Raw genomic sequence first — 21,042 nt, 5'->3', positions numbered from 1 at the left:
CCCCGGCGCTACCGCGCCATCAGCTCCAGCAGGCGGTCCAGGCCCCCTTCATCGATGGCCACCTTGACCTCCTCGCGAACAGCCGGCTTGGCGCGGTAACCGACGGACAGGCCCGCCGCGCGCATCATCGGCAGGTCGTTGGCGCCGTCGCCCACGGCGATGGCGCGTTCCGGCCCCACGCCCAGCGATGCGCACACCTCCAGCAGCTTGCGGCGCTTTTCCTCGCCGTCGCAGATATCGCCCCAGGGCTGCGGCAGCAGCCGCCCCGTCAGGCGGCCGTTTTCCACTTCGAGTACATTGGCGCGCACGTCGTCCAGTCCGAGGCGTACCCGCAGCCGGTCGGTGAAACAAGTGAAGCCGCCCGTCACAAGCAGGCAGGTCAGGCCGGCAGCCTTGCACGCGGCGATCAAGGTCTCCACGCCGGGATTCAGGCGCACCCGTTGCTCATAGACCTCGTCCAGCGCGGCCTGCGGCATACCCGCAAGCAGCGCCACGCGTTCCCGCAAGCTTTGCTTGTAGTCCTTGATCTCGCCGCGCATGGCGGCCTCGGTCAGCGCCGCCACTTCGGCCTTCTTGCCCATCAGGTCCGCCATTTCGTCCAGCGTCTCGATCGAGATCAGCGTGGAGTCCATGTCGAAGGCTATGAGTTTGTAGTCCGTCAGCGCCAGCGGCGGCGCAATGCCCCGCCACTGCAGGCCGGGAATCGTGGAAGCGGAATGCATGGGAAATCCTTGTCTAGCCGGGTTGGGAGAATTCGCTCGCGGGATCGCGTGAAGGACCGCGTCCTTGCTCGCGCAGCCACTCGATGAACAACTGCGCGGAAGGCGCGGCGGGGCTGTCCTGACGATACAGCGCGTGTATGCCGGCGTTCGGCAGCTGTGGGCCGTCGAACAGCGGGCGCAGCCGGTCCGCGCGGATGTCGTCGTCCAGAAGACACCAGGGCGCCAACGCGATGCCCAGGTCGTTCATGGCGGCCTGCATGCACAGGAATTGGTGGTCGAACACCGGCCCGGGCAGTTGCGCCGGCACGTCCACCTTTGCCAGGGCGAACCAGCGCGGCCAGTGATCCATGCCGCCCGCGATCTTCAGCAGCGGATGCCCCAGGCAATCCGCCGGCGCCGCAAGGCGGTTGCGTTCGATGAAGCGCGGTGAAGCCACGGGCACGTGAAAATCATCCAGGCAGTGCACGCAAGCCAGATCGGAATGCGCCATGTAGCCATGCCGGATCAATACGTCGCTGCCGGTGTCGCCGCCGCGATCCAGGAACGAACGCCCTTGCGTGGTGAGTTGCACATCCACGCCCGGGTGCCGCTCCTGGAACGCGGACAGGCGCGGTATCAGCCATTTCATGGTCAGCGACGGCGTAGCGCAAACCCGCAGCACCCCGCCGTAGGCAGGCGATTTCAACTTGGCGGTGGCCGCCGCGATGCGTTCCAGGCTGGCCTGGATTTCCGGGAAATAGGCCTGGGCGCAAGGTAGCAGTGCGACGCCGCGCGCCTCGCGCGCGAACAGGGGTTGCCCCACATACTCTTCGAGAATGCGGATCTGCTGGCTGACCGCGCTGTGCGTGATGCTCAGCTCATCGGCGGCCGCGGTGAAACTGCGCAAACGCGCCGCAGCCTCGAACACGCGCAACGCCTTGAGCGGCGGCAGACTCTGCCCCGCCATGTCAGTTGCGGCCCGCCCGCGCGCCAGCCTGCCGCGGCGTTGTGCTGCTCTTTCCCACGTTTTCCCTTGTCGTCTGTTTTTTTTGCGGCGTCGCCTGCGCGCGCCTGTCCTATCCAGCCGCATTCTAGGTGATAGCCCGCGCGCCGACCTCTTAGAAAAACTAACGACTACCCTTAAAAAACAGCGCTGGTCTGGCGCGGAACCGCTTCCTATGATGCCGACAACCTCAGGCAGGAAGCAAAAATGGCATCAATTACCATAGACGGCATCGTCAAGACTTTCGGCGGGCAGCAAGTGCTGCGCAATCTGTCCCTGCACATACCCGATGGCGCGTTCTACACGCTTTTGGGACCCAGTGGATGCGGCAAGACCACATTGCTGCGCTGCATTGCCGGCTTCTACGCGCCCGATGGTGGACGCCTGCTGTTCGACCAGGACGACGTGACCCACGTATCCGCGCACCGCCGCGACATCGGCATGGTGTTCCAGGACTATGCGCTGTTCCCTGACAAGACTGCCTTCGACAACGTGGCCTACGGCCTGCGCGCCCGCGGCGTCGCGCGCGCGGAGATCACGCGGCGCGTCAATGAAGCGCTGGACAAGGTCGGGCTGCTATCGCTGGCGGAGCGCTATCCCGCGCAGATGAGCGGCGGGCAACGCCAGCGCGTGGCGCTCGCGCGCGCGCTGGTAATCCGCCCCCGCGTGCTGCTGATGGACGAGCCGCTGTCCAACCTGGACGCCAAAATGCGCCTGCAAATGCGCGACGTCATCCTGGATCTGGTGCGCGAGGCCGGCATCACCACAGTGTTCGTGACGCACGACCAGGAAGAAGCGCTGGCCATGTCCGACCGCATCGCCATCATGGACCGCGGCGACATCGCCCAACTGGGCACGCCGGAAGAGCTGTATGGCACGCCGGTGAATGCCTATGTGGCGGACTTCATCGGTTCCGCGAACGTGATTCCCGTGCCGGCCCGCAATGGACAGGCCGGCGCGCCGGCCGGCCACGTGCGCTACGAGATCTGCGGCCTGGGTTTCGACGGCGTACAAGGCAGCGACACGCTGGATGGCAAGGGCGTGCTGATCGCGCGTCCGGAGGAGCTGGCCCTGATGGCCCCTGCCCCTTATGTACCCAACACCTTGCCCGGCAAGGTGCTGCGCCGGCAGTACCTGGGCTTCAAGACGGCTTATCGCATCGCGTTGGAGAACGGATCCGAAATCCGTGTCGAGCTGCATGCCGGCAACATGGTGGCGCAGTTCCAGCCCGGCGAAGCCGTGCAGGTGCTGATTCCCGCCGACAGCCGCGTCGTCAACGCCTGAGGACGCGCCAGCCATGAAAATCAAATGGTGGCCTTGGGGCATTCTGACGGCAATCAGCCTGGCCTTACTGCTGTTCTTCGTGCTTTATCCGCTGGGCGTGCTCTTTGGCAATAGCGTTACCGGCCAGGACGGCGGCTTTTCGCTGGAGGGCTTCAAGGCCCTGCTGGCCGACTCCCAATATCTGGAGGCCTTCGGCAACACACTGATCCTGGGGCTGGCGGTCACGACCTGCACGGTGCTGGTAGGCGTGCCCTTCGCCTACATGGTGGCGCGCTTCGACTTTCCGCTGAAGAACCTGGTGGCGATCCTGCCCGTGCTGACCATCGTGATCCCGGAGATCATCGTCGGCCAATCCTGGCTGCTGATCCTGGGCAACAACGGCATCCTGACCAACCTGCTGGGCGACGCCGGCATCTCGCTGCCATCGTTCTACGGCTGGACCGGCATGGTGTTCTCGATGACGCTGGTCTATTACACCTACATCTACCTGGGCGTGCTGGCGGCACTGCGCGGCTTCGACGGCCAGCTTGAAGAAGCGGGCCTGAGCCTGGGCACGCCGCCGCTGCTGACCAAGCTGCGCGTGCTGGTGCCGGTGCTGCTGCCCGCCGTGCTGGTGAACGCGCTGGTCGTGTTCACGCTGGTGGTCGGCAATTTCGCGCTGGCCATGCTGCTCGGCAGCCGCGTGCCGCTGCTGTCCGTCATGACCTACAACACGTTCGTGAGCGAAATGGGCGGCAGCCCGACGCTGCAAAGCGCGATGTCGGTCGTGTCCATCGCCATCGTCGCCATCGTGCTGTTCTTCCAGAAACGGGTGGTCGAGCGCAAGGTCTACACCATGACGCAAGGACGCGCGCCGGCCGCCACGCGCGTGCGCTCCTGGACCGCCCTCCTCTACACCAGCGGCGTGGGCCTCATCATCTTCATTTCGCTGCTGCCGCTGATCGTGGTCTTCATCGCCGCGTTCACTAAGACCAGCGGACCTGTCATGCAATGGGGCCAATGGTCCCTGGCCAGCATGCAGCGCGCGCTGCATGGCGCGCCCGAACCCATCCTCAACTCGCTCAAGTTCGCTTCCCTGGCCACGGTGCTGGGCGTTTCCTTCGCCGTCCTGGTCAGCTACCTGACCATCAAGAAGCGCACCGCGTCGACGCAAGTGCTGGACTACATCGTAGTGCTTCCGCTGACCATCTCCGGGACGGTGCTGGGCATCGCGCTGGTGCAGACCTTCAATACCGGCTGGCTGGTGCTGGCGGGCACGTCCGGGATCATGGTGCTGTGCTACACCGTGCGGCGCCTGCCCTTCGCGGTGCGCAACGCCTCGTCGGTGCTGTTCAACATCCCGGAGTCGATCGAGGAGGCTTCGATCAGCCTGGGCGTCTCGCCGCTCATGACCTTCTTCAAGGTGATCCTGCCCGCCATGAAGGCATCCATCATTTCGGCAGCCATCCTGATGTGGCTTACCACCATCTCCGAGCTGTCGGCCTCCATCGTCGCCTACAGCGGCGGCCTGGAGACCATGCCTATCGCCATCTTCCGCCAGGTGGACGGCGGCAGGCTGGGCATGGCGTCGGCCTATGGCGCGGCGCTGGTCACGGTCATCGTGCTGCCCATCATCGTGTCGGTCAAAGCGTTCCGCATCAAGCTGTTCTCCGGCAAATAACCCACTCGCACAGAGGCTATCCATGCAACTCAAGCACCTACTTCAGTACAGCGTCCTGTCCGCCGCCCTGGCAACCGGCGCCGCCCAGGCCCAGAACGTCGTGCTCTATTCGTCCAACAACACGGAGACGATCGAAACCGCCCTGGACGCGGTGAAGCAGAAGTCGCCCAAGCTGAACGTGCAGCCTGTCACCGGCGGCACCGGCACGATGATGAAGCGCATCGAAGCCGAAGCGCAGAACCCGCGCGGCGACCTGTTCTGGAGCGGCGGCTTCGGCACGCTGGGCGCGTACCGCCAGCATCTGCAGCCCTACCGACCGGTCGACCTGGACAAGATCCCCGCCGAATTCCGCGGTCCGGACGACCTGTGGGTCGGGACCAATGTGCACGTGATGGTGATGATGGTCAACGAACGCCAGCTCAAGGGCCTGGCGGCCCCGGCCACCTGGTCGGACCTGATGCAACCTCAGTGGAAAAACAAATTCGCCATCACGGACCCGTCCAAGAGCGGCACGGCCTACATGCTGGTGTATGGACTGTATAAGCAGTTCGGCCAGGAAGGCCTGGACAAGATCGCGGCCAACGCCGTGGTCACGGCGTCCTCGGGCACGACTTACAAGGGCGTGGCCGCAGGCGAATACGCCGTGGGCATGACGCTGGAATACGCCGCGCAGGAATACGTGGCAGGCGGCCAGAAGGAGATCAAGCTGGTCTATCCGACCGAGGGCAGCTACCTGGCGCCTGAAGGCATGTTCATCATCAAGGGCGCGAAGAACATGGATGCCGCCAAGGCCCTGTACGACGGCCTGCTGAGCAAGGAATCGCAAGAAGCGCAACTGGTGAAGAACTTCCGCCGCCCCACGCGCACGGACGTGGCCGTGGCAAACCTGACCACCCTTCCCGACCTGAAGAGCATCAAGATCTTCCCGGTCAGCCAGGATGCGGCGGCAAAGGAGTATGAAGCGGTGGTTTCTGCCTGGAACCAGGCGGTGGCTAAGGGTAAGTAGAAGCCCCCCCACGCCGCGCCCCTTTCGGGGCTTGCTGCCCCCCGAGGGGGGGGGCCCACCTTGGGGCGGCCCGGCGGTGGGCCGGGGTCGGTGTCAGGCGCCGTTGGTCAGGCGCCCCGCAGCCAGCACCAATTGCCGTCCGCAACGGGCGGCGAGCTGCGGGTCGTGGGTCACCAGCACCAGCGTGGTGCCGTGTTCCCGATGCAGGTCGAACATCAGGTCGATAACCGTTACGCCCGTGGCGGCATCCAGGCTGCCGGTGGGCTCGTCGGCGAATAGCAGGTCTGGCTGCACTACGAATGCGCGGGCGAGCGACACGCGCTGTTGCTCTCCGCCCGACAGGGTGCGGGGGTAGTGATGCAGGCGCTTGCCCAGCCCCACTCGCTCCAGCATGGCCTGCGCCGCGTCGCGGGCTGATTGCCCGGCCAGCTCCAGGGGCAGCATGACGTTTTCCAGCGCCGTCAGGTTCGGCAGCAACTGGAACGACTGGAATACGAATCCCACGTGGTTGGCGCGCAGACGCGCGCGGCCATCCTCATCCAGTGCAAACAAGTCCTGTCCGGCCAGGCGCACACTGCCCGCGCTGGGAACATCCAGGCCCGCCAGCAGTCCCAACAGCGTGGACTTGCCGGACCCCGAGCTGCCCGTGATGGCGACCGCGCTACCCGCCTCGACCGTAAAATCGATACCTTCCAGGATGGAGAGCGTCCCGCCGGCATCGGCTACCTGCTTGCCCAGCCCTTTCACCTCGATCGAATTCTTGCTATCCATGCGCCTATTTTCCCGTCTGCTACTCATGACCGCCGCGGCGGCCGCCATCGTGGCGCCCGCCCACGCTCAGACCGCTTCCGCGGCCCAGGGTTCCGCTCCGCGCACCGTACTGGTCCTGGGCGACAGCCTGTCCGCCGAATACGGCATCAAGCGCGGCACGGGTTGGGTGCCGCTGCTCTCCGCGCGCGTAGCGGAACAATACCCCAAGTACCAGGTCGTCAACGCCAGCATCAGCGGTGATACGACCAGCGGCGGCGTGGCCCGCCTGCCCGCATTACTGCGCCAGCATGCGCCGGCCGTGGTGGTGCTGGAGCTGGGCTCCAACGACGCGTTACGCGGCCTGCCCTTGTCCATGACCGAGCAGAATCTGCGCACCATGGCCCAGGCGGCGCGCAAGGCCGATGCGCAGGTCCTGATCGTCGGCATGCAGATACCGCCCAATTACGGCCGCGACTACACCCAGCGGTTCGCCCAGGTATTCCCTTCGGTCGCCAAAGACGAAAACGCCCGGCTCGTGCCCTTCCTGATGGAAGGTATTGCAACGAACCGGGCGATGTTCCAGGCCGACGGCATCCATCCGAACGAGGATGCCCAGCCTCTGCTACTGGACAACGTGTGGCCGACGCTGCGGCCACTGTTGAACTGATTTCGGCTTGATCAGCCGGCTGCCGGCTGATCGCCGCGGATGACCGCGGCGGCCGCGGGCAGCACTTGCACCTTGTACTCTTCACGCAGCATGCGCAGCATGGCTTCGTTTTCGGCCTGGCCCCAGGCGCCCGACAACTGCTGCGCCAGACGTTCCTTGTCGGCCGGGTCGACCGTGCCGGCCTCAACCTTCTCCAGGCGCGCCAGCGTGTAATCCGAACCCGATTGCACGCCAGCGTAGGCCGGCAGCGTGGCAGCCGGCAGGCGCATGACGGCATCCAGGACCGGACGCGGCAGATCCTTGGGATCCTGGCGCGAGACGATCACGGGCGCGCCAAAGCCCTCGGGCGTGGCGGCGGGATTGGCCTTATCGGCAGCCAGCGCGGCCTCGCCGGCCTTCTTGGCGGCTTCGGCGGAGCGTTCGTCCAGCAGTTTGGCGCGGATCGTGTCGGAAACCTTGTCCAGCGGCGGCACGTGGGCCGGTTCGACAGCGGCAACGCGCAAGGCCAGCATGGTGTCGGGCGACAGTTCGATCACGCCGGAATTCTGCTTTTCACGCAACACGTCGGGCGAGAACAGCACCTGGCGCACGCGGGGGTTGTCCAGCAGCGCGGCATCCGGGCTGGCGGCAGCCGAACCCGGACCAGCCTTGTCGGCGGGCAGCAGGCCTTCGCGGGTCACGCCGGATGCGGTGCGCAGCTTCAGGCCGACGGTGTCGGCGGCGGGCTGCAGGCTGTCGCGCTGGTCGTAAACCTGCTTGTTCAACTGGCTGGCCATTTCCGAGAAGCGCACGGCGGCAAGCTGCTTGCGGACTTCGGCGGTGATCTGGTCCTTGACCTCGGCCAGCGGCTTGATGGCGGCGGGCTGGATTTCGGTGACCTTGACCACGTGCAGGCCGGACGGGGTTTCGATCACGCCAGAGACCTGGTCCTTGGCCTGGCCGAAAATGGCCTTTTCCAAGGGACCGGTCAGCATGCCCGGAGCCAGCCAGCCCAGATCGCCGCCATTGGCGGCCGAACCGGCGTCCTGCGAATTCTTGCGGGCCAGCTCGGCAAACTGCGCGGGATCGGCGGCAGCCTGCCTGGCGAGGTCCTCGGCCTTGGCGCGGGCAGCCTTGCGGGCGTCTTCCGAGGCGCCGGGCGCCAGGTTGATCATGATGTGGCTGGCGCGGCGGCGTTCAGGCTGGCCGAAGCGGTTCTTGTTCTGCTCGTAATAGGAAGCCAGATCCTCGTCCTTGACCTGCACGCCCTGCGTGGCGGCAGCCTCGTCCAGCACCAGGTACTGGACCTGGACCTGTTCGGGAATCTGCAGCTGCTGCTTGTTGGCGTCGTACCAGGCCTGGATGTCGGCCGGGCTGACGCTGACCTGCGAGCGGTAGTCGGCAGCGGCGAAGCGGCGCAATTGCACCGTGCGTTGTTGCGTCAGCGCCGTTTCCAGCGCAGCCACGACTTCGCCCGGCGCACGGGCCGACTGACCGACGGGCTCCAGCACGCGGGCGACCGCCAGGTCTCGGCGCAGGCCGGCTTCGAACGAGGTCGGCGACATGCCTTGCGCAGCCAGCACCTGGCGATAGCGCTCGGGCGAGAAACGACCATTGTCCTGAACTTCAGGAATCGCGGCGATGGTATTGCGCAGCGTTTCGTCGGAAACCGAGAAACGGTTGTCGACCGCGACGTTGGCCAGCAGGCGCTGATTGATCAGTTGATTGAGCAGGCCTTCGCGCAGCGCCGGCGTGTCAATGACGGCCGGATCGAACTGGGCGCCCAGACGCTGGCGCAACTGCTCCAGCTGGTTGCGGTGCGCCTGATCGAACTCGGCCCGCGACACGGGCTGGCCATTGACCGTAGCCAGTTCAGGCTCGGCGCGCATAAAGCTGTCATAGCCTTGTATACCGACCAGAAAGAAGGACGGCACGATCAGAAGCAGCAGGATGAACTGCATCCAGCGCCGATGGCTGCGAATAAATTCGAACATGGAATCCCTGTTGCCGCGCCCCAGGCAAACACCCGAAGCCGCAAGAAAACGCATAAAAAAAGGCGAAATCGATTCGCCCTATTCCCATACCGGTCAATACCGGATCAGCGGGCGGATTTTAGCATTTCTCATTCGGCTGGGAGACAGGGATCCTCGCAACCTCCGGCCGGGGTCGCCACCCGGCCCCGGCGGCACGGAACCCGTCCCCGCGTCAACCCGGGGAACCACCATTTCCAGGCCTTTACGCCCCCCGTATCGTGGCCTGTCAGGGTAAGCCCGTACTGCCCTGACGCCGCGCCCGCCGGGGCGCGGTCCCTTCCACGCACGCACAGAGGTAAACATTGATGCCGTTCCCATCTCCCCGCCTGCATATACTCAGCACCTGCCTGACCCTGGCCTTCATGGGTGGCGCCCCCGCCGCGCTGGCCGCGCCGGTCGCCACCGTCCACGAGGCCGCCCAGGCCCAGCAGCAGGCCATGCTCGACACCATGCGCGACCTGGTCGGCATCGAGTCTGGCAGCAAGGACGTCGAAGGGGTGGAACGCATCGCCGCCATGATCCGGGACCGGCTCAAGGCCTTGGGTGCAACGGTGGAGATCATCCAGCCCACCGACATCTTCCGCCTCGATGACACGCCGGAGAAGGTCGGCCCCATGGTCCATGCCGAGTTCAAGGGCAAGGGCCAGAAGAAAATCATGCTGATCGCTCACATGGACACGGTCTACCGCAACGGCATGTTGAAAGACCAACCCTTTCGTATTGACGGCGACAAGGCCTATGGGCTGGGCATCGCCGACGACAAGCACGGCGTGGCGACCATCATCCATACCGTGACGCTGCTGCAGAAGTTGGGCTTTGAGGATTACGGGACGCTTACCGTGCTGATCAATGGCGACGAGGAAATCAGCTCGCCCGGCGCGCGCAGCACGATTACCCGCCTGGGCGCCGACCAGGACGCGGTGTTCTCGTTTGAGGGCGGCGGCGCTGAAGCTCGCCTGACGCTGGCCACCAGCGGCATCGGCGCGGCGTACCTGACCGTACAGGGCAAGACGTCGCACGCGGGCGCGCGACCGGAAGGCGGTGTCAATGCCTTGTATGAACTGGCGCATCAGTTGTTGCAGCTGGACAAGCTTTCCAAACCTGAGGAAGGGCTGAAGCTGAACTGGACCGTCGCCCAGGCCGGCACCAACCGCAATGTCATCCCGGGCCAGGCCACCGCCCAGGCCGATGCCCGCGCGCTGCGCGTCTCCGACTTCGACGCGCTATCGCGCACCCTGGAAGAACGCATTCAGAAGAAGCTGCTGCCCGACTCCAAGGTCAGCGTGAAGTTCGAAGTCCGACGCCCGCCGCTGGAAGCCACGCCGGCCTCGCGCGCGCTCGCGCAGCACGGCGTGCAGATCTACAAGGAACTGGACCTGCCGATGAAAGTCGTGGACCGCGCCAGTGGCGGCGGCACCGACGCCGCCTTCGCCGCCCTGAAGGCGCGCGGCCCGGTGATCGAAGGCATGGGCCTGAGCGGCTTTGGCGCGCACTCCAACGACGCCGAGTACATCCAGATCAATAGCATCGTGCCGCGCCTGTACCTCGCGGCGCGGATGATCATGGACGTGTCCCAAGACAAGGCGCCCATGAAGTAGGCCCTGGGCCAGGCCTGGGCGCGCTCGCCTCCCCCAGGCCTGCCCGGATTCCGCGCGCAGAAGGAGTATCCTTGCAACCCTGACCAAAAGAACCCGAAGCAACACCCAAATGAGCGCAAAACTCCCCTCCTGGCCCTACTCCCGTTACATCGCGCACCGCGGCGGCGGCCGTCTGGCACCGGAGAACACCCTCGCCGCCATGCGCGTGGGCGCCGAGCACGGCTTCACGATGTTTGAATACGACGTCAAGCTGAGCAGCGACAACGTGCTGGTGCTGATGCACGACGACGACGTGGACCGGACCTCCAACGGTCGGGGCCCCGCTGCAACCAAGACCTTTGCCGAGCTGGCGCAGCTGGATTTCGGCAGCTGGCACTCCGCCGCCTATGCTGGCGAACCGCTGCCCACCTTCGCCGCCGTGGCCCGCTACACGGTCGCCAACGGCATCGCGAGCAACGTCGAGATCAAGCCCTGCCCCGGGCGCGAGGCCGAGACCGGCCGCGCCGTGGCGCTGGCCGCGCGCCAGTTGTGGCAAGGCGCGGCCCAGGCTCCATTGCTGTCCTCGTTTGCCGAGGACGCGCTACAGGCCGCGCTGGAGTCCGCCCCCGAACTGCCGCGCGCGCTGTTGGTGGAAAAGGTCCCCGCCGACTGGCGTGAACGCCTGGCCAAATACGAGTGCGTGGCCCTCAACATCAACCAGAAAGACGCTACCCGCGAACTGATCGACGCGGTGCATGCCGCCGGTTACCGCATCGCGGCCTGGACCGTCAATGACCCGGAGCGCGCCCGCCTGCTGCTCGACTGGGGCATCGACGGCATATTCACCGACGAGCTGGCCGCCATCCGGCCGGCCGCCTGAGGCAGGACGCCCGTGTTCAGTTATCGCCACGCCTTTCACGCCGGCAACCACGCCGACGTGCTCAAGCACGCCATCCTGATCCACACGCTGGATTACTTCAATAAAAAGGACGCACCCTACTGGGTTGTGGACACGCACGCCGGCGCCGGGCTCTACAGCCTGGACAGCGACTGGGCCGCCAAGACGTCGGAGTTCGCCGACGGCATCGGCCGCCTGTGGGAAGCCGAAGACCTGCCCCCCATCCTGGCAGAGTACGTCGCCCGGATCCGCAGCTACAACGCGAATGGCCGCTTGCGGCGCTATCCGGGTTCGCCCTGGCTGGCGCTGGACGCGCTGCGCCCCTCGGACCGGCTGCGCCTGTTTGAAATGCACCCGACCGAAATCGACACGCTGGTCGGCAACCTGGAACACCAGGGCCGCGCCGCGCAACGCCAGACCACCATCTACGGCGACGACGGGTTCGAAGGCGTCAAGGCGCTGCTGCCGCCGCCCACCCGACGCGGCATGGTGTTGATCGACCCCTCGTACGAAGACAAGAACGACTACCGACGCACGCTCACCGCGGTCAAGGAATGCGTCAAGCGCTTCGCCACCGGTACCTATGCCGTCTGGTATCCGCTGGTGCAACGGCGCGAAGCCAACGAAATGGCGCGCCACCTCGAAAATCTGAAGGTCAAGAGCTGGCTGCATGCCACCCTGACCGTCAAAAAGGCGGCCATCGACGGCTACGGCCTGCACGGCAGCGGCATGTTCCTGATCAATCCGCCCTGGACGTTGCACGACGCCCTGAAGCAAGCCATGCCTTATCTGGCGCGCACGCTGGGTCAGGACGAGCGAGCGGGCTTTACGCTGCAGTTCCGCGAAAATCCGTTCCCCGTGCCCAAGAAGCAATCGGACGATTGATACCGACCCGAAAGCCAAAAGGCCACGCAACAGCGTGGCCTTTTTCGTTCCGGGCGCAGCACGGGGCAAAGCGTGGCAAAGCCGCGCCCAAGCCCGTCCGCCATCAAGCCGGCTCACTCTCCGGTTCTTCCCGCCGCAGCGCCTCCTGCGCCCGGGCCAGCTTCGCCGCCGCGTCGCGCAGCGCCGTGCGCAGGCCTTCCTCTATCACGGGGTGATAGAACGGCATCTCAAGCATGCGCGCCACGGTCAGCTCTTGCTGCACGGCCCAGGCCAGCAAGTGACCGATATGCTCGGCACTCGGGCCAACCATTTCGGCGCCGAGGAAGCGGCCGGTCTCGATGTCGGCGTAGACGTGCAACATGCCGCGGTTCTTGAGCATGACGCGCGATCGGCCCTGGTCGCCAAAATCCACCTCGCCGGTCACGAACGTACCGGGCACCAGCCGCGCATATCCCTGGCCTGCCAAGGCGATCTGCGGGTCCGAGAACACCACCGCCAACGGCGCGCGGCGCAAGCCTTTGCGCACCTCCGGATAGCGGGCCGCGTTCTCGCCGGCGATGCGGCCTTCATCGGCGGCCTCGTGCAGCAGGGGCGCATCGGCATTGGCGTCACCCGCGATAAATATGGGCGAGCTGCCCGCCTGCATGGTCTCGCGGTCAAACTGCGGTACGCCGTGCTTGTCCAATTCCAGCGTCGTGTTTTCAAGTCCCAGGCCGTCCACATTGGCACGGCGGCCCGTGGCCACCAAGGCATAGTCGAAACGCTCGGTGCGCTCGGTGTTGTCGAGCGTGACGTAGCGGACTTCCACTTCGTCGCCCACACGGACCGTCTCCAGCACGCGGGCATCCGGATCCAGGTAGAACTCACGCTGGAAAATCTTTCGCGCTGTACTGCGCACTTGGGGATCGCTGATGCCACCCAGGCTGCCGCTGACGCCGAAAACACGCACCTCGACGCCCAGGCGCGCCAGCGCCTGGCCCAGTTCCAGCCCGATCACGCCCGGACCGAACACGGCCACGCGGCGTGGCAAATCGTCCCACGCGAACACGTCGTCGTTCACCACGAGGCGGTCACCCAAAGCCCGGAATGGCGGCGGCACGGATGGGCGCGAGCCCGTGGCGATCACGACGCGGGAGGCGCGGACCTCGGTATGGTCATCCACCCGCAACACCGTGTCGGACACGAAACGCGCATAGCCACGCAGCTTGTCTTCGGCGGGGATGCTCTCCACGCCCTCCAGCACGAAGCCCACGAAACGATCGCGCTCGCGTTTGACGCGGTCCATCACCTCCGCTCCATCCACCGTGATCTCACCGCCCACGTGCACGCCGAACGGCTCGGTATGGGCCGCGCCATGGGCCGCTTCGGCGGCGGCAATCAGCAACTTGGAAGGCATGCAGCCGACGCGCGCGCAGGTGGTGCCGTAGGGACCGCCTTCAATCAGCAGCGCGCGCTGGCCCGCGGCACGGGCGGCGCGGTAGGCGGCCAGGCCGGCGGTGCCGGCGCCAATGACAGCGATGTCGGTATGCAGAATTTTCATGACTGGGTATCCCCCGATGTGGCGTGGAGCAAGGATTCAGGAAGGCGGATTCACCTTGTTGCGCACCCTCAGGACGTAGACGGTCCCGCAGCGCCCGCACAGGGCCGCGTACAAAGGTGCATAAAAAGGGAAACTCGCAGGGAAGGCGGTGGGGCGGCGAGGCGCCCCGCCGCCTGCCCCGGCTCCAGGGCCAGCCCGGAGCCGAGGATTGCAGACGCTTAGGCGAAGTGCGCCTTCAGGTCTTCCAGGCCGCCGATCAGCGAACCATTGATGAACACCTGGGGAGCGGTGCCCTTGCCCGACACGGCGCCGATCACACGACCGCGGACCTTGTTTTCCAGCGGAATCTCGATCGGGGCGTAACCCTTGGCATCCAGCAGTGCCTTGGCTTCGACGCAGAACGGGCAGCCCGGCTTGGAGAACACGACCACCTGGTCGGGCTTCTTGGCCGACGGGGCAAAGTAAGCCAGCATGGTGTCGGCGTCCGACACTTCAAACGGGTCGCCTTCCTTTTCCGGCTCGATGAACATCTTCTGGACCACGCCGTCCTTGACGAGCATGGAGTAGCGCCAGCTGCGCTTGCCGAAGCCCAGGTCGCTCTTGTCGACCAGCATACCCATGCCCTCGGTGAACTCGCCATTACCGTCGGGCAACAGCGTGATGTTGGCCGATTCCTGGTCCTTGGCCCATTCGTTCATGACGAAGGTGTCGTTCACCGACACGCAGACAATGCTGTCCACGCCGGCGGCGAAAAACGCGGGAGCCAGTTCGTTGTAGCGCGGCAGATGGGTCGACGAGCAGGTCGGCGTGAAGGCGCCGGCCAGCGAAAAGACCACGACGGTCTTGTTCTTGAACAGGTCGTCGGACGTGACCTTTTTCCAGGTGTTGTCCTGACGGACCGGGAACGTTACGTTCGGAACACGTTGGCCTTCGCGGTTTTGCAGCATTCAATCTCTCCTTGGGGTAGCGGGGTTGTTTGATTAACCACCATGGAAAGAATGATAAATCCTTACTATCAATTATTCAAATTTAATAAATTCAATGAATAGATAGCTTTTAGCAATGAAGAAATAATCATAGCGAGGCCGGACCTATCATAGCCCAGCCCCGCGCCTGGAGGAGTTACACCGGCAGGGGCTGATAGCCCGCGTCGCGGATCGCGTCTTCGATCTTGTCCGCGTCGTCGGCGCCCGTCACCGTGACACGGTGCGTCGGCAAGTCCACCGTGACGGTCGCACCCGGCGCCGCCTGGTTCACCGCGCCGGTGATGGTCTTGACGCAATGGCCGCAGGTCATGTCAGGCACTTGGAACTCGATGCTCATAGTTATCTCCAGAGGATTCAAGGGTGATGAACGTCATTTCGTTCACCATGTAAGGCAGCTTAAACCTTCCAATTATGGCAAGGTCAAGCGTAGAATCGAACTCGGGCCATACAGGAGCAACGCAATGAATATTGGAGAGGCATCCAAGAGTTCCGGCATTTCCGCCAAGATGATCCGCTACTACGAAAGCATCGGCCTTATCAACCCTGCCGGGCGCACCGATTCCGGCTACCGCGTGTATAGCGAGCACGATCTGCACACTTTGCGCTTCGTGCGCCGCGCGCGGGACCTGGGTTTTTCGGTGGAACAGATGAATGAACTGCTGGCCCTGTGGAAGGACCGCAGCCGCGCGAGCGCCGACGTCAAGCGCATCGCGCTGGAACACGTGCAGGAACTGGAACGCAAGGCCGAGGCCCTGCGCGACATGGCTGCCACGCTTAAGCACCTGGCCGCGCATTGCCACGGCGACGACCGGCCGGACTGCCCGATACTCGAAGGCCTGAGCTGCAAGCACTGAGCCGCCCAGGCCTGGCTAGCAATCAGTCCTGCGCCTCGGCAGCCACCTTGGCGTGATAGGCGTCCGTAGCGGCCTGCTTGGCGGCCGCCTTCTCGGCGGCGGCAGCCTCCTTCGCTTCTTCGGCGGCTGCGGCGTCCGCCGCGGCCTGGATGGCACGTTGGCGGGCACGTTCCCGCACGTTCTGGATGCCTTCGGCGTCCAGCGATTCAAACACGGCGATGGACTCGACATGGCCCGTATGGGGGAACATGTTGATCACGCCCGCGCTCTTGAGCACATAGCCGCCTTCATGCGCCATGATGGCCGCATCGCGCGCCAGCGTGGCCGGATTACAGGAGACATACACGATGCGCACGGGGCGCTCGTGCGCCTCCAATTGTGACAGCGCCTGCGCCACCGCCTGCGCGCCTTCGCGCGGCGGATCGATCAACATGCGGTCGAAATAGCCCAGGCCACGCAGCCAATCCACGTCTACCTCGAACAGGTTCAAGGTGGCAAAGCTGGTGCGGTCGGCCAGGCCGTGGCGCGACGCCGCATCGAAAGCGCGGTCGGTCAGCGCCTTGCTGCCTTCCACGCCGACCGCCTCCCTGCCCTGCGTTGCGAGCGGCAGCGTGAAGTTGCCGAGTCCACAGAACAGATCCGCCACGCGGTCGGTCGGCTGGACTTCGAGGAGCTTCAACGCGCGCGACACCATCGCACGGTTGATGGCGTGGTTGACCTGGGTAAAGTCGGTCGGCCGGTACGGCATGCGCAGGCCGAATTCCGGCATGGTGTAGGCCAGCGTGTCGCCATGTTCGCGTTCAAGCGGATGCACGGTGTCCGGGCCCTTGGCCTGCAGCCACCACTGCACGTTATGCTTGGCGGCAAAGGCGCGCAGGATGGCGATGTCGCCGTCGGTCAGCGGCAGCAAGTGGCGCAGGACCAACGCGGTCACGCCCTCGCCCAGCGACACTTCAATCTGCGGCATGCGGTCCGGCGCCGACATGGAACCGATCATTTCGCGCAGCGGGATCAGCAAATCGCTGACGTGGCGTGGCAGCACGTGGCATTCGCGCATGTCGGCTACATAGCTGCTTTTGCGCTCGTGGAACCCGACCAGCACGCCGCCTTTCTTCGGCACCACGCGCACCGACAGGCGGGCGCGGTAGCGATAGCCCCAGGTCGGACCTTGCAGCGGCGCCAGGATGCGCGCGGGACGCAGCTTGCCGACGTGCCAGAACGTGTCTTCCAGCGAACGCTGCTTGATAGCCACCTGCGTGCTGGGCTCCAGATGCTGCATGGCACAGCCGCCACAGACGCCGAAATGCGGGCACCGCGGCGTCACGCGCTGCGACGAGGGCCGCAGCACTTCATCCAGCCGCGCAATCTCGTAGGACGGCTTGCGGCGCACCGTGACGGCCGTGACCCGTTCGCCGGGCAAGGCGCCTTCCACGAAGACGACTTTCCCGTCGCGGCGGGCGATACCCCTGGCTTCCAGGTCCAGGGATTCAATACTCAAAACGTCAGACATCTCACGCAGTCCAGAATTACACGCAACCCATTATTGTAAAAGGACTGCGGCCGATCCTGGAAATGGCTGCATCGGGGCCGGAACGCCCCCGCCATGAAAAAAGGGCTGCCCGAAGCGGTTCATGTCGCCGCCTGGGGCAAGCCCAATGCCGGCGCTGTCAGGCGCCGCCACGGATACCCGTCAGAAAGAACGCGCCACGGAGAAGACTGCGCCCAGGCGGCCCGAAGGATGGCCATATTTGGTCGGCAGCCAGTTGTCCTTGGTCGCGCCCACGGCGGCCAGACCCAGGATCCAGCCCTTGAGGTCCTTGGTCACGCCGACCTTGTAGTCGACGTAATGGCCAATGGAGTCGCCGTCCATGTTGGTCTGGTTCTTCAGCTTCTGATAGCCCAGGTGGCCGACCAGGCCCCAGCCATCGCCGAGATCGAAGTTGGCGGTACCGTCGAGGTACCAGGTGCCCTTGCTATCCGGCGTGCTGAAGAAATCGCTGGGCGTATAGGAGTACTTCAGGCTGTAGTTGCCATACGACGCGCCCAGATAGAGGTCGGTATTGTTGTAGTTGCCGCCCTTCGGCGAGCTGGACCCCGGGTAGTAGTAATGCAGCACACCCGCGTCCAGCGTAAAGCCGCCGCCCACGTCGCCCTTCCAGCCACCGTAGAAGTCCATCTCCAGGTTGCCGTCCGTGAAGACAAAATCGGACACGTTGGAGTTCCAGTTGCCCAGATAGAAGCCGGAACTATGCGTCAGATCGAAACCCAGTTGCACGGCAGGCCGGAAGTCGGTCTGCGAATAGCCGCGGAAGCGGTAGTCGCTGACGATGGCGGCGTTGCCGCTGAGGGAGAATCCGCCGCCCAGGTCGGTGGGTTCGGCCTGCGCCGTCGCGGCGAAACAAGCTGCGAACGCAAAAGGCACGGCTAGCAACGTCTTCTTCATGGTGCGGAGTCCTGATCGGATTTGTCGAGAAGGAGGATGCCCAAGCGCATCCCTGGGGACCGGCTGTGCTGCATAGGGATACCGGTTTCCTTCCATGAAGCAATGTCCGTGCCAGGTATGCCACGACCGGATATGGCCGCGCGTGCGCCCCCAGACACGCCCGCCCCGCACCAGGACAGTGCGAAAGCGGGCGGGCACGCACGCACTCATGCCTCAAAACAGGGAATCCGCGCCAAACCGGGGCCCGGCGGCAACCGGCGGCCCCGCAATCCGGGATCGCCAATAAAAAACCCCGGCACGCGTGCGTGTCGGGGTCCGGCCCGGCGCCTTGCCGGGGATCTTGGCCTGCTGCGGGCTTAGTTGGCTGCGGGAGCCGCCGGCGCCGCGGCCGCGGGCGCTTCGGCCCTGCCCTTGCCGTGGCGGCCTTCCATGCGGGCGTGGCGTTCCTGCATCTTGGCTTGGCGATCCTTGACGAACTTGGTCACCTGGCCGCGCTGGGTTTCATTCAGGCTATCCCAAACGGCCAGCCACTGATCGCGCACCTGCTTGGCCTGTGCACCGAAGGCCTCACGCGATTTTTCGGATTGCTCCACCAAGGCGCGAGGATCCAGCTTGCCGCTGTCCAGCTGCGCCTTGAGCAAGTCGTGGCGCTTATCGCCCGATGCGCGCATGGCTTCGTGCAAGCTGCGCTGTCCGTCCTGAGCGGTCTTGAACAGGGCCTGCTGCTTGTCGTCCAGCTTGAGCTCGGCGACTTGGGCCTTGGTCACGGGACCGAGGCCAGGAATGAACAGGCCGTCGCGCATGCCTTTGTGAAAGCCGCCGCGCTGGCCGTCGTGCATGGCGGCGGGACCGCCGTCACCGGCGGGAGGAGGAGCAGCCATGACGGAACCGGCCACCAGGCCGCCCGTCGCGGCGACAAGTGCAAGAGCGGCCAAATTGGAGCGGATAGCGAATCGGGACATGTAGGTCTCCTGAAAGTGAAGAAAGCGAGGCCATTGTGCGATCGCCCCGGTTTCATCCAGGTTTCGCTGGCGCAAGCAATGTTTCAGTCGATTGCGCATGTTCCAGACGCGCAAACGGGGCCGCGCGGGCCCCGTTCCATGCTGTATGACGAAAGACGAATCTTCCGCGGCCAGCGCGATCAGTTGGCGTCCCAGGCCGCCATGTATTCCTTCCAGTGCGGCGCATCGCTGGCGCTGAGGGTGTCTCGCACCAACGCGATTTCGGCCTCGTAGGCGGTGCGGTCGAGTTCGCCACGCAGGAAACGGAAACGGCAATACACCAGCCAGGTGTTGACCACGTCCGTCTCACAATAAGCGCGCACCTCGTCGGCGCGGCCCTGGCTCCAGGCCTCCCACACTTTGCTGCCGTCCATGCCGAGCTTGCCGGGGAAACCACAAAGCTTGGCCAGTTCATCCAGCGGCGCATTGGCGCGGCCGTTGTACTTGGCCAGGAGGTCCATCAGGTCCAGGTGGCGGGAATGGTAGCGCGAGATGTAGTTGTTGAACTTGAAGTCGCGATCTTCCTCGCCCATGTCCCAGTAGCGCGGCGCCGGCACGCCCTGGATCAGGCTGCGGTAGTGCAGCACCGGCAGGTCGAAACCCGAACCGTTCCAGCTCACGAGCTTGGGCGTATAGCGTTCGATCGTCTTGAAAAAGCCGGCCAGCAAGGCCGCTTCGGGATCGTCCGGCTGGCCCAGGGTCTTGACGCGAAAGCCCTGGTCATCGCGGAACACGCAACCCACCACTGCGACCTTGTGCAGATGCAGCGGCAGGAAATCGTGGCCGACGGCCTCGCGGCGCGCGGTCAATGCCCGTTCGACGACTTCCTGGTCGGAGACCTCTGCCCCCCAGCCGTTGAGCTTGCGCAGCCCGTCGGCGTCGGGGATGGTTTCCAGGTCGAATACCAGGGTGGGCGTCATTTGGCGGGCAGGTACTGCATGGGATCCACCGGCTGGCCTTGGCGGCGGATCTCGAAGTGCAGGCGCGGCGAGGTCGTGTCGCTTTGGCCGAGTTCGGCGATTTTGGCGCCACGCTTGACCGTCTGGCCGGTCTTCACCAGCACGGCGCGGTTGTGCGCGTAGGCCGTGATGAAGCCGTTCTGGTGTTCGACAATGATGAGGTTGCCCAGGCCGCGCACGCCGTTGCCGCTGTACTTGACCAGGCCATCGGCCGCCGCGGTGACCGGGTCACCCAGCGCGCCGGCGATATCGATGCCCTTGGTGCTGGAATTGAAGCCCTGCACGATCTGCCCGCTTGCCGGCCACGCCCAGTTGATGACGGCCGCGTCGGCCGCGCGCGTGGCGGGCTTGGTTTCAACAGGCGGCGCCGGCGGCGGCGTGGTGGTTTCGGTGGTCGGTGGCGGCAGCGTTTCCGGTTGGTCCAGCGGACGCGGCTGCGTCTTAGTGCCCGTGACGGGCGCGGTCTGTGCTGAGCCGCTGGCGCTGCCGGACATCTTCAAGACCTGGCCGACAGAGATCTGGTTCGGGTCGCTGAGGTTGTTCCAGCGCTTGACGTTCTCGATGTCCACGTTGTTGGCGCGAGCGATCTTGTAGAGCGTGTCGCCCGGCTTCACGACATAGGAACCGCCGGGCTGAGCAGCCGGCGCGGGTTGCCCGCCGGTCATGTCGACCACCGGGGCGCGAGTACCTTTGGAAGCGCAGCCGGCCAGGATGGACAGGCTGAGGGCCCCCGCGATGAAAAGCGGGCGGCGCAGGCGCGTCATGGACGCGCCCAGGGTGATATCGGTCAGTTGCAACTGCCCGTTGAGCATACGT

General features: G+C 65.1%; 20 protein-coding genes. 8 read left to right on the top strand and 12 right to left on the bottom strand.

The features are described from left to right. Positions 1-8: 8 nt before the first annotated feature. Entirely contained in the window at positions 9-722 is a 714-nt protein-coding gene (gene serB, locus CEY08_RS10950) for a phosphoserine phosphatase SerB (protein WP_042793713.1), read from the bottom strand. Between the two features lie 13 nt (positions 723-735). Next, positions 736-1,668: a LysR substrate-binding domain-containing protein gene (locus tag CEY08_RS10945; RefSeq protein ID WP_063959729.1), complete on the bottom strand. Its 933-nt coding sequence runs from the start codon at positions 1,666-1,668 to the stop codon at positions 736-738. 243 nt (positions 1,669-1,911) lie between these two features. Here CEY08_RS10945 and CEY08_RS10940 point away from each other — a divergent pair, with 243 nt between their 5' ends. The 3 genes from CEY08_RS10940 to CEY08_RS10930 are packed head-to-tail and all read left to right on the top strand — an operon-like array spanning position 1,912 to position 5,654. Beyond that, a complete protein-coding gene (locus CEY08_RS10940; protein ID WP_076813713.1) occupies positions 1,912-2,988 on the top strand; it encodes an ABC transporter ATP-binding protein in 1,077 nt (358 codons plus the stop codon). A 13-nt stretch (positions 2,989-3,001) separates the two neighbouring features. Continuing rightward, on the top strand, positions 3,002-4,648 hold the full coding sequence (locus CEY08_RS10935) for an ABC transporter permease (RefSeq protein ID WP_042793716.1): 1,647 nt from the start codon (positions 3,002-3,004) through the stop codon (positions 4,646-4,648). A 22-nt stretch (positions 4,649-4,670) separates the two neighbouring features. Then, positions 4,671-5,654 (top strand): ABC transporter substrate-binding protein, encoded by a 984-nt coding sequence (locus CEY08_RS10930; protein WP_076813715.1) that lies wholly within the window; start codon positions 4,671-4,673, stop codon positions 5,652-5,654. A gap of 93 nt (positions 5,655-5,747) precedes the next feature. Here CEY08_RS10930 and CEY08_RS10925 read toward each other — a convergent pair whose 3' ends face one another. Next, positions 5,748-6,425, bottom strand: a complete 678-nt coding sequence (locus tag CEY08_RS10925) for an ABC transporter ATP-binding protein (RefSeq protein WP_063960905.1) — start codon at positions 6,423-6,425, stop codon at positions 5,748-5,750. On the opposite strand from CEY08_RS10925, the gene CEY08_RS10920 reads away from it, so the two are divergent. Then, positions 6,424-7,071, top strand: a complete 648-nt coding sequence (locus CEY08_RS10920) for an arylesterase (RefSeq protein ID WP_042793718.1) — start codon at positions 6,424-6,426, stop codon at positions 7,069-7,071. The two genes, CEY08_RS10925 and CEY08_RS10920, sit on opposite strands and share 2 nt — an antisense overlap. Positions 7,072-7,082: 11 nt before the next feature. Here CEY08_RS10920 and CEY08_RS10915 read toward each other — a convergent pair whose 3' ends face one another. After that, positions 7,083-9,044, bottom strand: a complete 1,962-nt coding sequence (locus tag CEY08_RS10915) for a SurA N-terminal domain-containing protein (RefSeq protein WP_042793719.1) — start codon at positions 9,042-9,044, stop codon at positions 7,083-7,085. Between the two features lie 344 nt (positions 9,045-9,388). Between CEY08_RS10915 and CEY08_RS10910 the strand changes: the two genes are divergently transcribed. The 3 genes from CEY08_RS10910 (at position 9,389) to CEY08_RS10900 (ending at position 12,443) form a co-directional block, all read left to right on the top strand. Continuing rightward, the gene (locus tag CEY08_RS10910; RefSeq protein WP_076813718.1) at positions 9,389-10,681 is read left to right on the top strand and encodes a M20/M25/M40 family metallo-hydrolase; all 1,293 of its coding nucleotides are present in this window, start codon (positions 9,389-9,391) and stop codon (positions 10,679-10,681) included. 109 nt (positions 10,682-10,790) lie between these two features. After that, positions 10,791-11,540 carry a glycerophosphodiester phosphodiesterase gene (gene ugpQ, locus CEY08_RS10905; RefSeq protein ID WP_042793721.1) on the top strand — a complete coding sequence of 250 codons (750 nt, stop codon included), beginning with the start codon at positions 10,791-10,793 and terminating at the stop codon, positions 11,538-11,540. A gap of 12 nt (positions 11,541-11,552) precedes the next feature. Then, the gene (locus CEY08_RS10900) at positions 11,553-12,443 is read left to right on the top strand and encodes a 23S rRNA (adenine(2030)-N(6))-methyltransferase RlmJ (RefSeq protein ID WP_063640131.1); all 891 of its coding nucleotides are present in this window, start codon (positions 11,553-11,555) and stop codon (positions 12,441-12,443) included. 103 nt (positions 12,444-12,546) lie between these two features. Here CEY08_RS10900 and CEY08_RS10895 read toward each other — a convergent pair whose 3' ends face one another. The 3 genes from CEY08_RS10895 to CEY08_RS10885 form a co-directional block, all read right to left on the bottom strand. Beyond that, the gene (locus CEY08_RS10895; protein WP_076813721.1) at positions 12,547-13,983 is read right to left on the bottom strand and encodes a dihydrolipoyl dehydrogenase; all 1,437 of its coding nucleotides are present in this window, start codon (positions 13,981-13,983) and stop codon (positions 12,547-12,549) included. Between the two features lie 218 nt (positions 13,984-14,201). Then, positions 14,202-14,930, bottom strand: a complete 729-nt coding sequence (locus tag CEY08_RS10890) for a glutathione peroxidase (protein ID WP_076813723.1) — start codon at positions 14,928-14,930, stop codon at positions 14,202-14,204. Between the two features lie 175 nt (positions 14,931-15,105). Further along, the gene (locus CEY08_RS10885) at positions 15,106-15,306 is read right to left on the bottom strand and encodes a heavy-metal-associated domain-containing protein (protein ID WP_042793725.1); all 201 of its coding nucleotides are present in this window, start codon (positions 15,304-15,306) and stop codon (positions 15,106-15,108) included. Between the two features lie 124 nt (positions 15,307-15,430). Between CEY08_RS10885 and cueR the strand changes: the two genes are divergently transcribed. Beyond that, positions 15,431-15,823 (top strand): Cu(I)-responsive transcriptional regulator, encoded by a 393-nt coding sequence (gene cueR, locus CEY08_RS10880; protein ID WP_042793726.1) that lies wholly within the window; start codon positions 15,431-15,433, stop codon positions 15,821-15,823. A 22-nt stretch (positions 15,824-15,845) separates the two neighbouring features. On the opposite strand, the gene rlmD is transcribed toward cueR, so the two are convergent. From rlmD to CEY08_RS10855, 5 genes are all read right to left on the bottom strand, one after another. After that, the gene (gene rlmD / locus CEY08_RS10875; RefSeq protein ID WP_042793727.1) at positions 15,846-17,333 is read right to left on the bottom strand and encodes a 23S rRNA (uracil(1939)-C(5))-methyltransferase RlmD; all 1,488 of its coding nucleotides are present in this window, start codon (positions 17,331-17,333) and stop codon (positions 15,846-15,848) included. 180 nt (positions 17,334-17,513) lie between these two features. Further along, on the bottom strand, positions 17,514-18,266 hold the full coding sequence (locus tag CEY08_RS10870) for a TorF family putative porin (RefSeq protein WP_042793728.1): 753 nt from the start codon (positions 18,264-18,266) through the stop codon (positions 17,514-17,516). Positions 18,267-18,622: 356 nt separating this feature from the next. Next, on the bottom strand, positions 18,623-19,228 hold the full coding sequence (locus CEY08_RS10865; protein ID WP_042793729.1) for a hypothetical protein: 606 nt from the start codon (positions 19,226-19,228) through the stop codon (positions 18,623-18,625). 179 nt (positions 19,229-19,407) lie between these two features. Further along, on the bottom strand, positions 19,408-20,187 hold the full coding sequence (locus tag CEY08_RS10860) for a 3'-5' exonuclease (protein WP_063640127.1): 780 nt from the start codon (positions 20,185-20,187) through the stop codon (positions 19,408-19,410). After that, entirely contained in the window at positions 20,184-21,038 is an 855-nt protein-coding gene (locus CEY08_RS10855) for a peptidoglycan DD-metalloendopeptidase family protein (protein ID WP_042793730.1), read from the bottom strand. Before CEY08_RS10855 ends, CEY08_RS10860 begins: the two co-directional genes overlap by 4 nt. Between the last annotated feature and the right edge of the window lie 4 nt (positions 21,039-21,042).

Source organism: Achromobacter insolitus (assembly GCF_002209555.1).
In the GTDB taxonomy this organism is placed as follows: Bacteria; Pseudomonadota; Gammaproteobacteria; order Burkholderiales; family Burkholderiaceae_B; genus Achromobacter; species Achromobacter insolitus.
The sequence above is the reverse complement of the archived record's forward strand: the minus strand, read 5'-3'. Positions and strand labels throughout refer to the sequence as shown.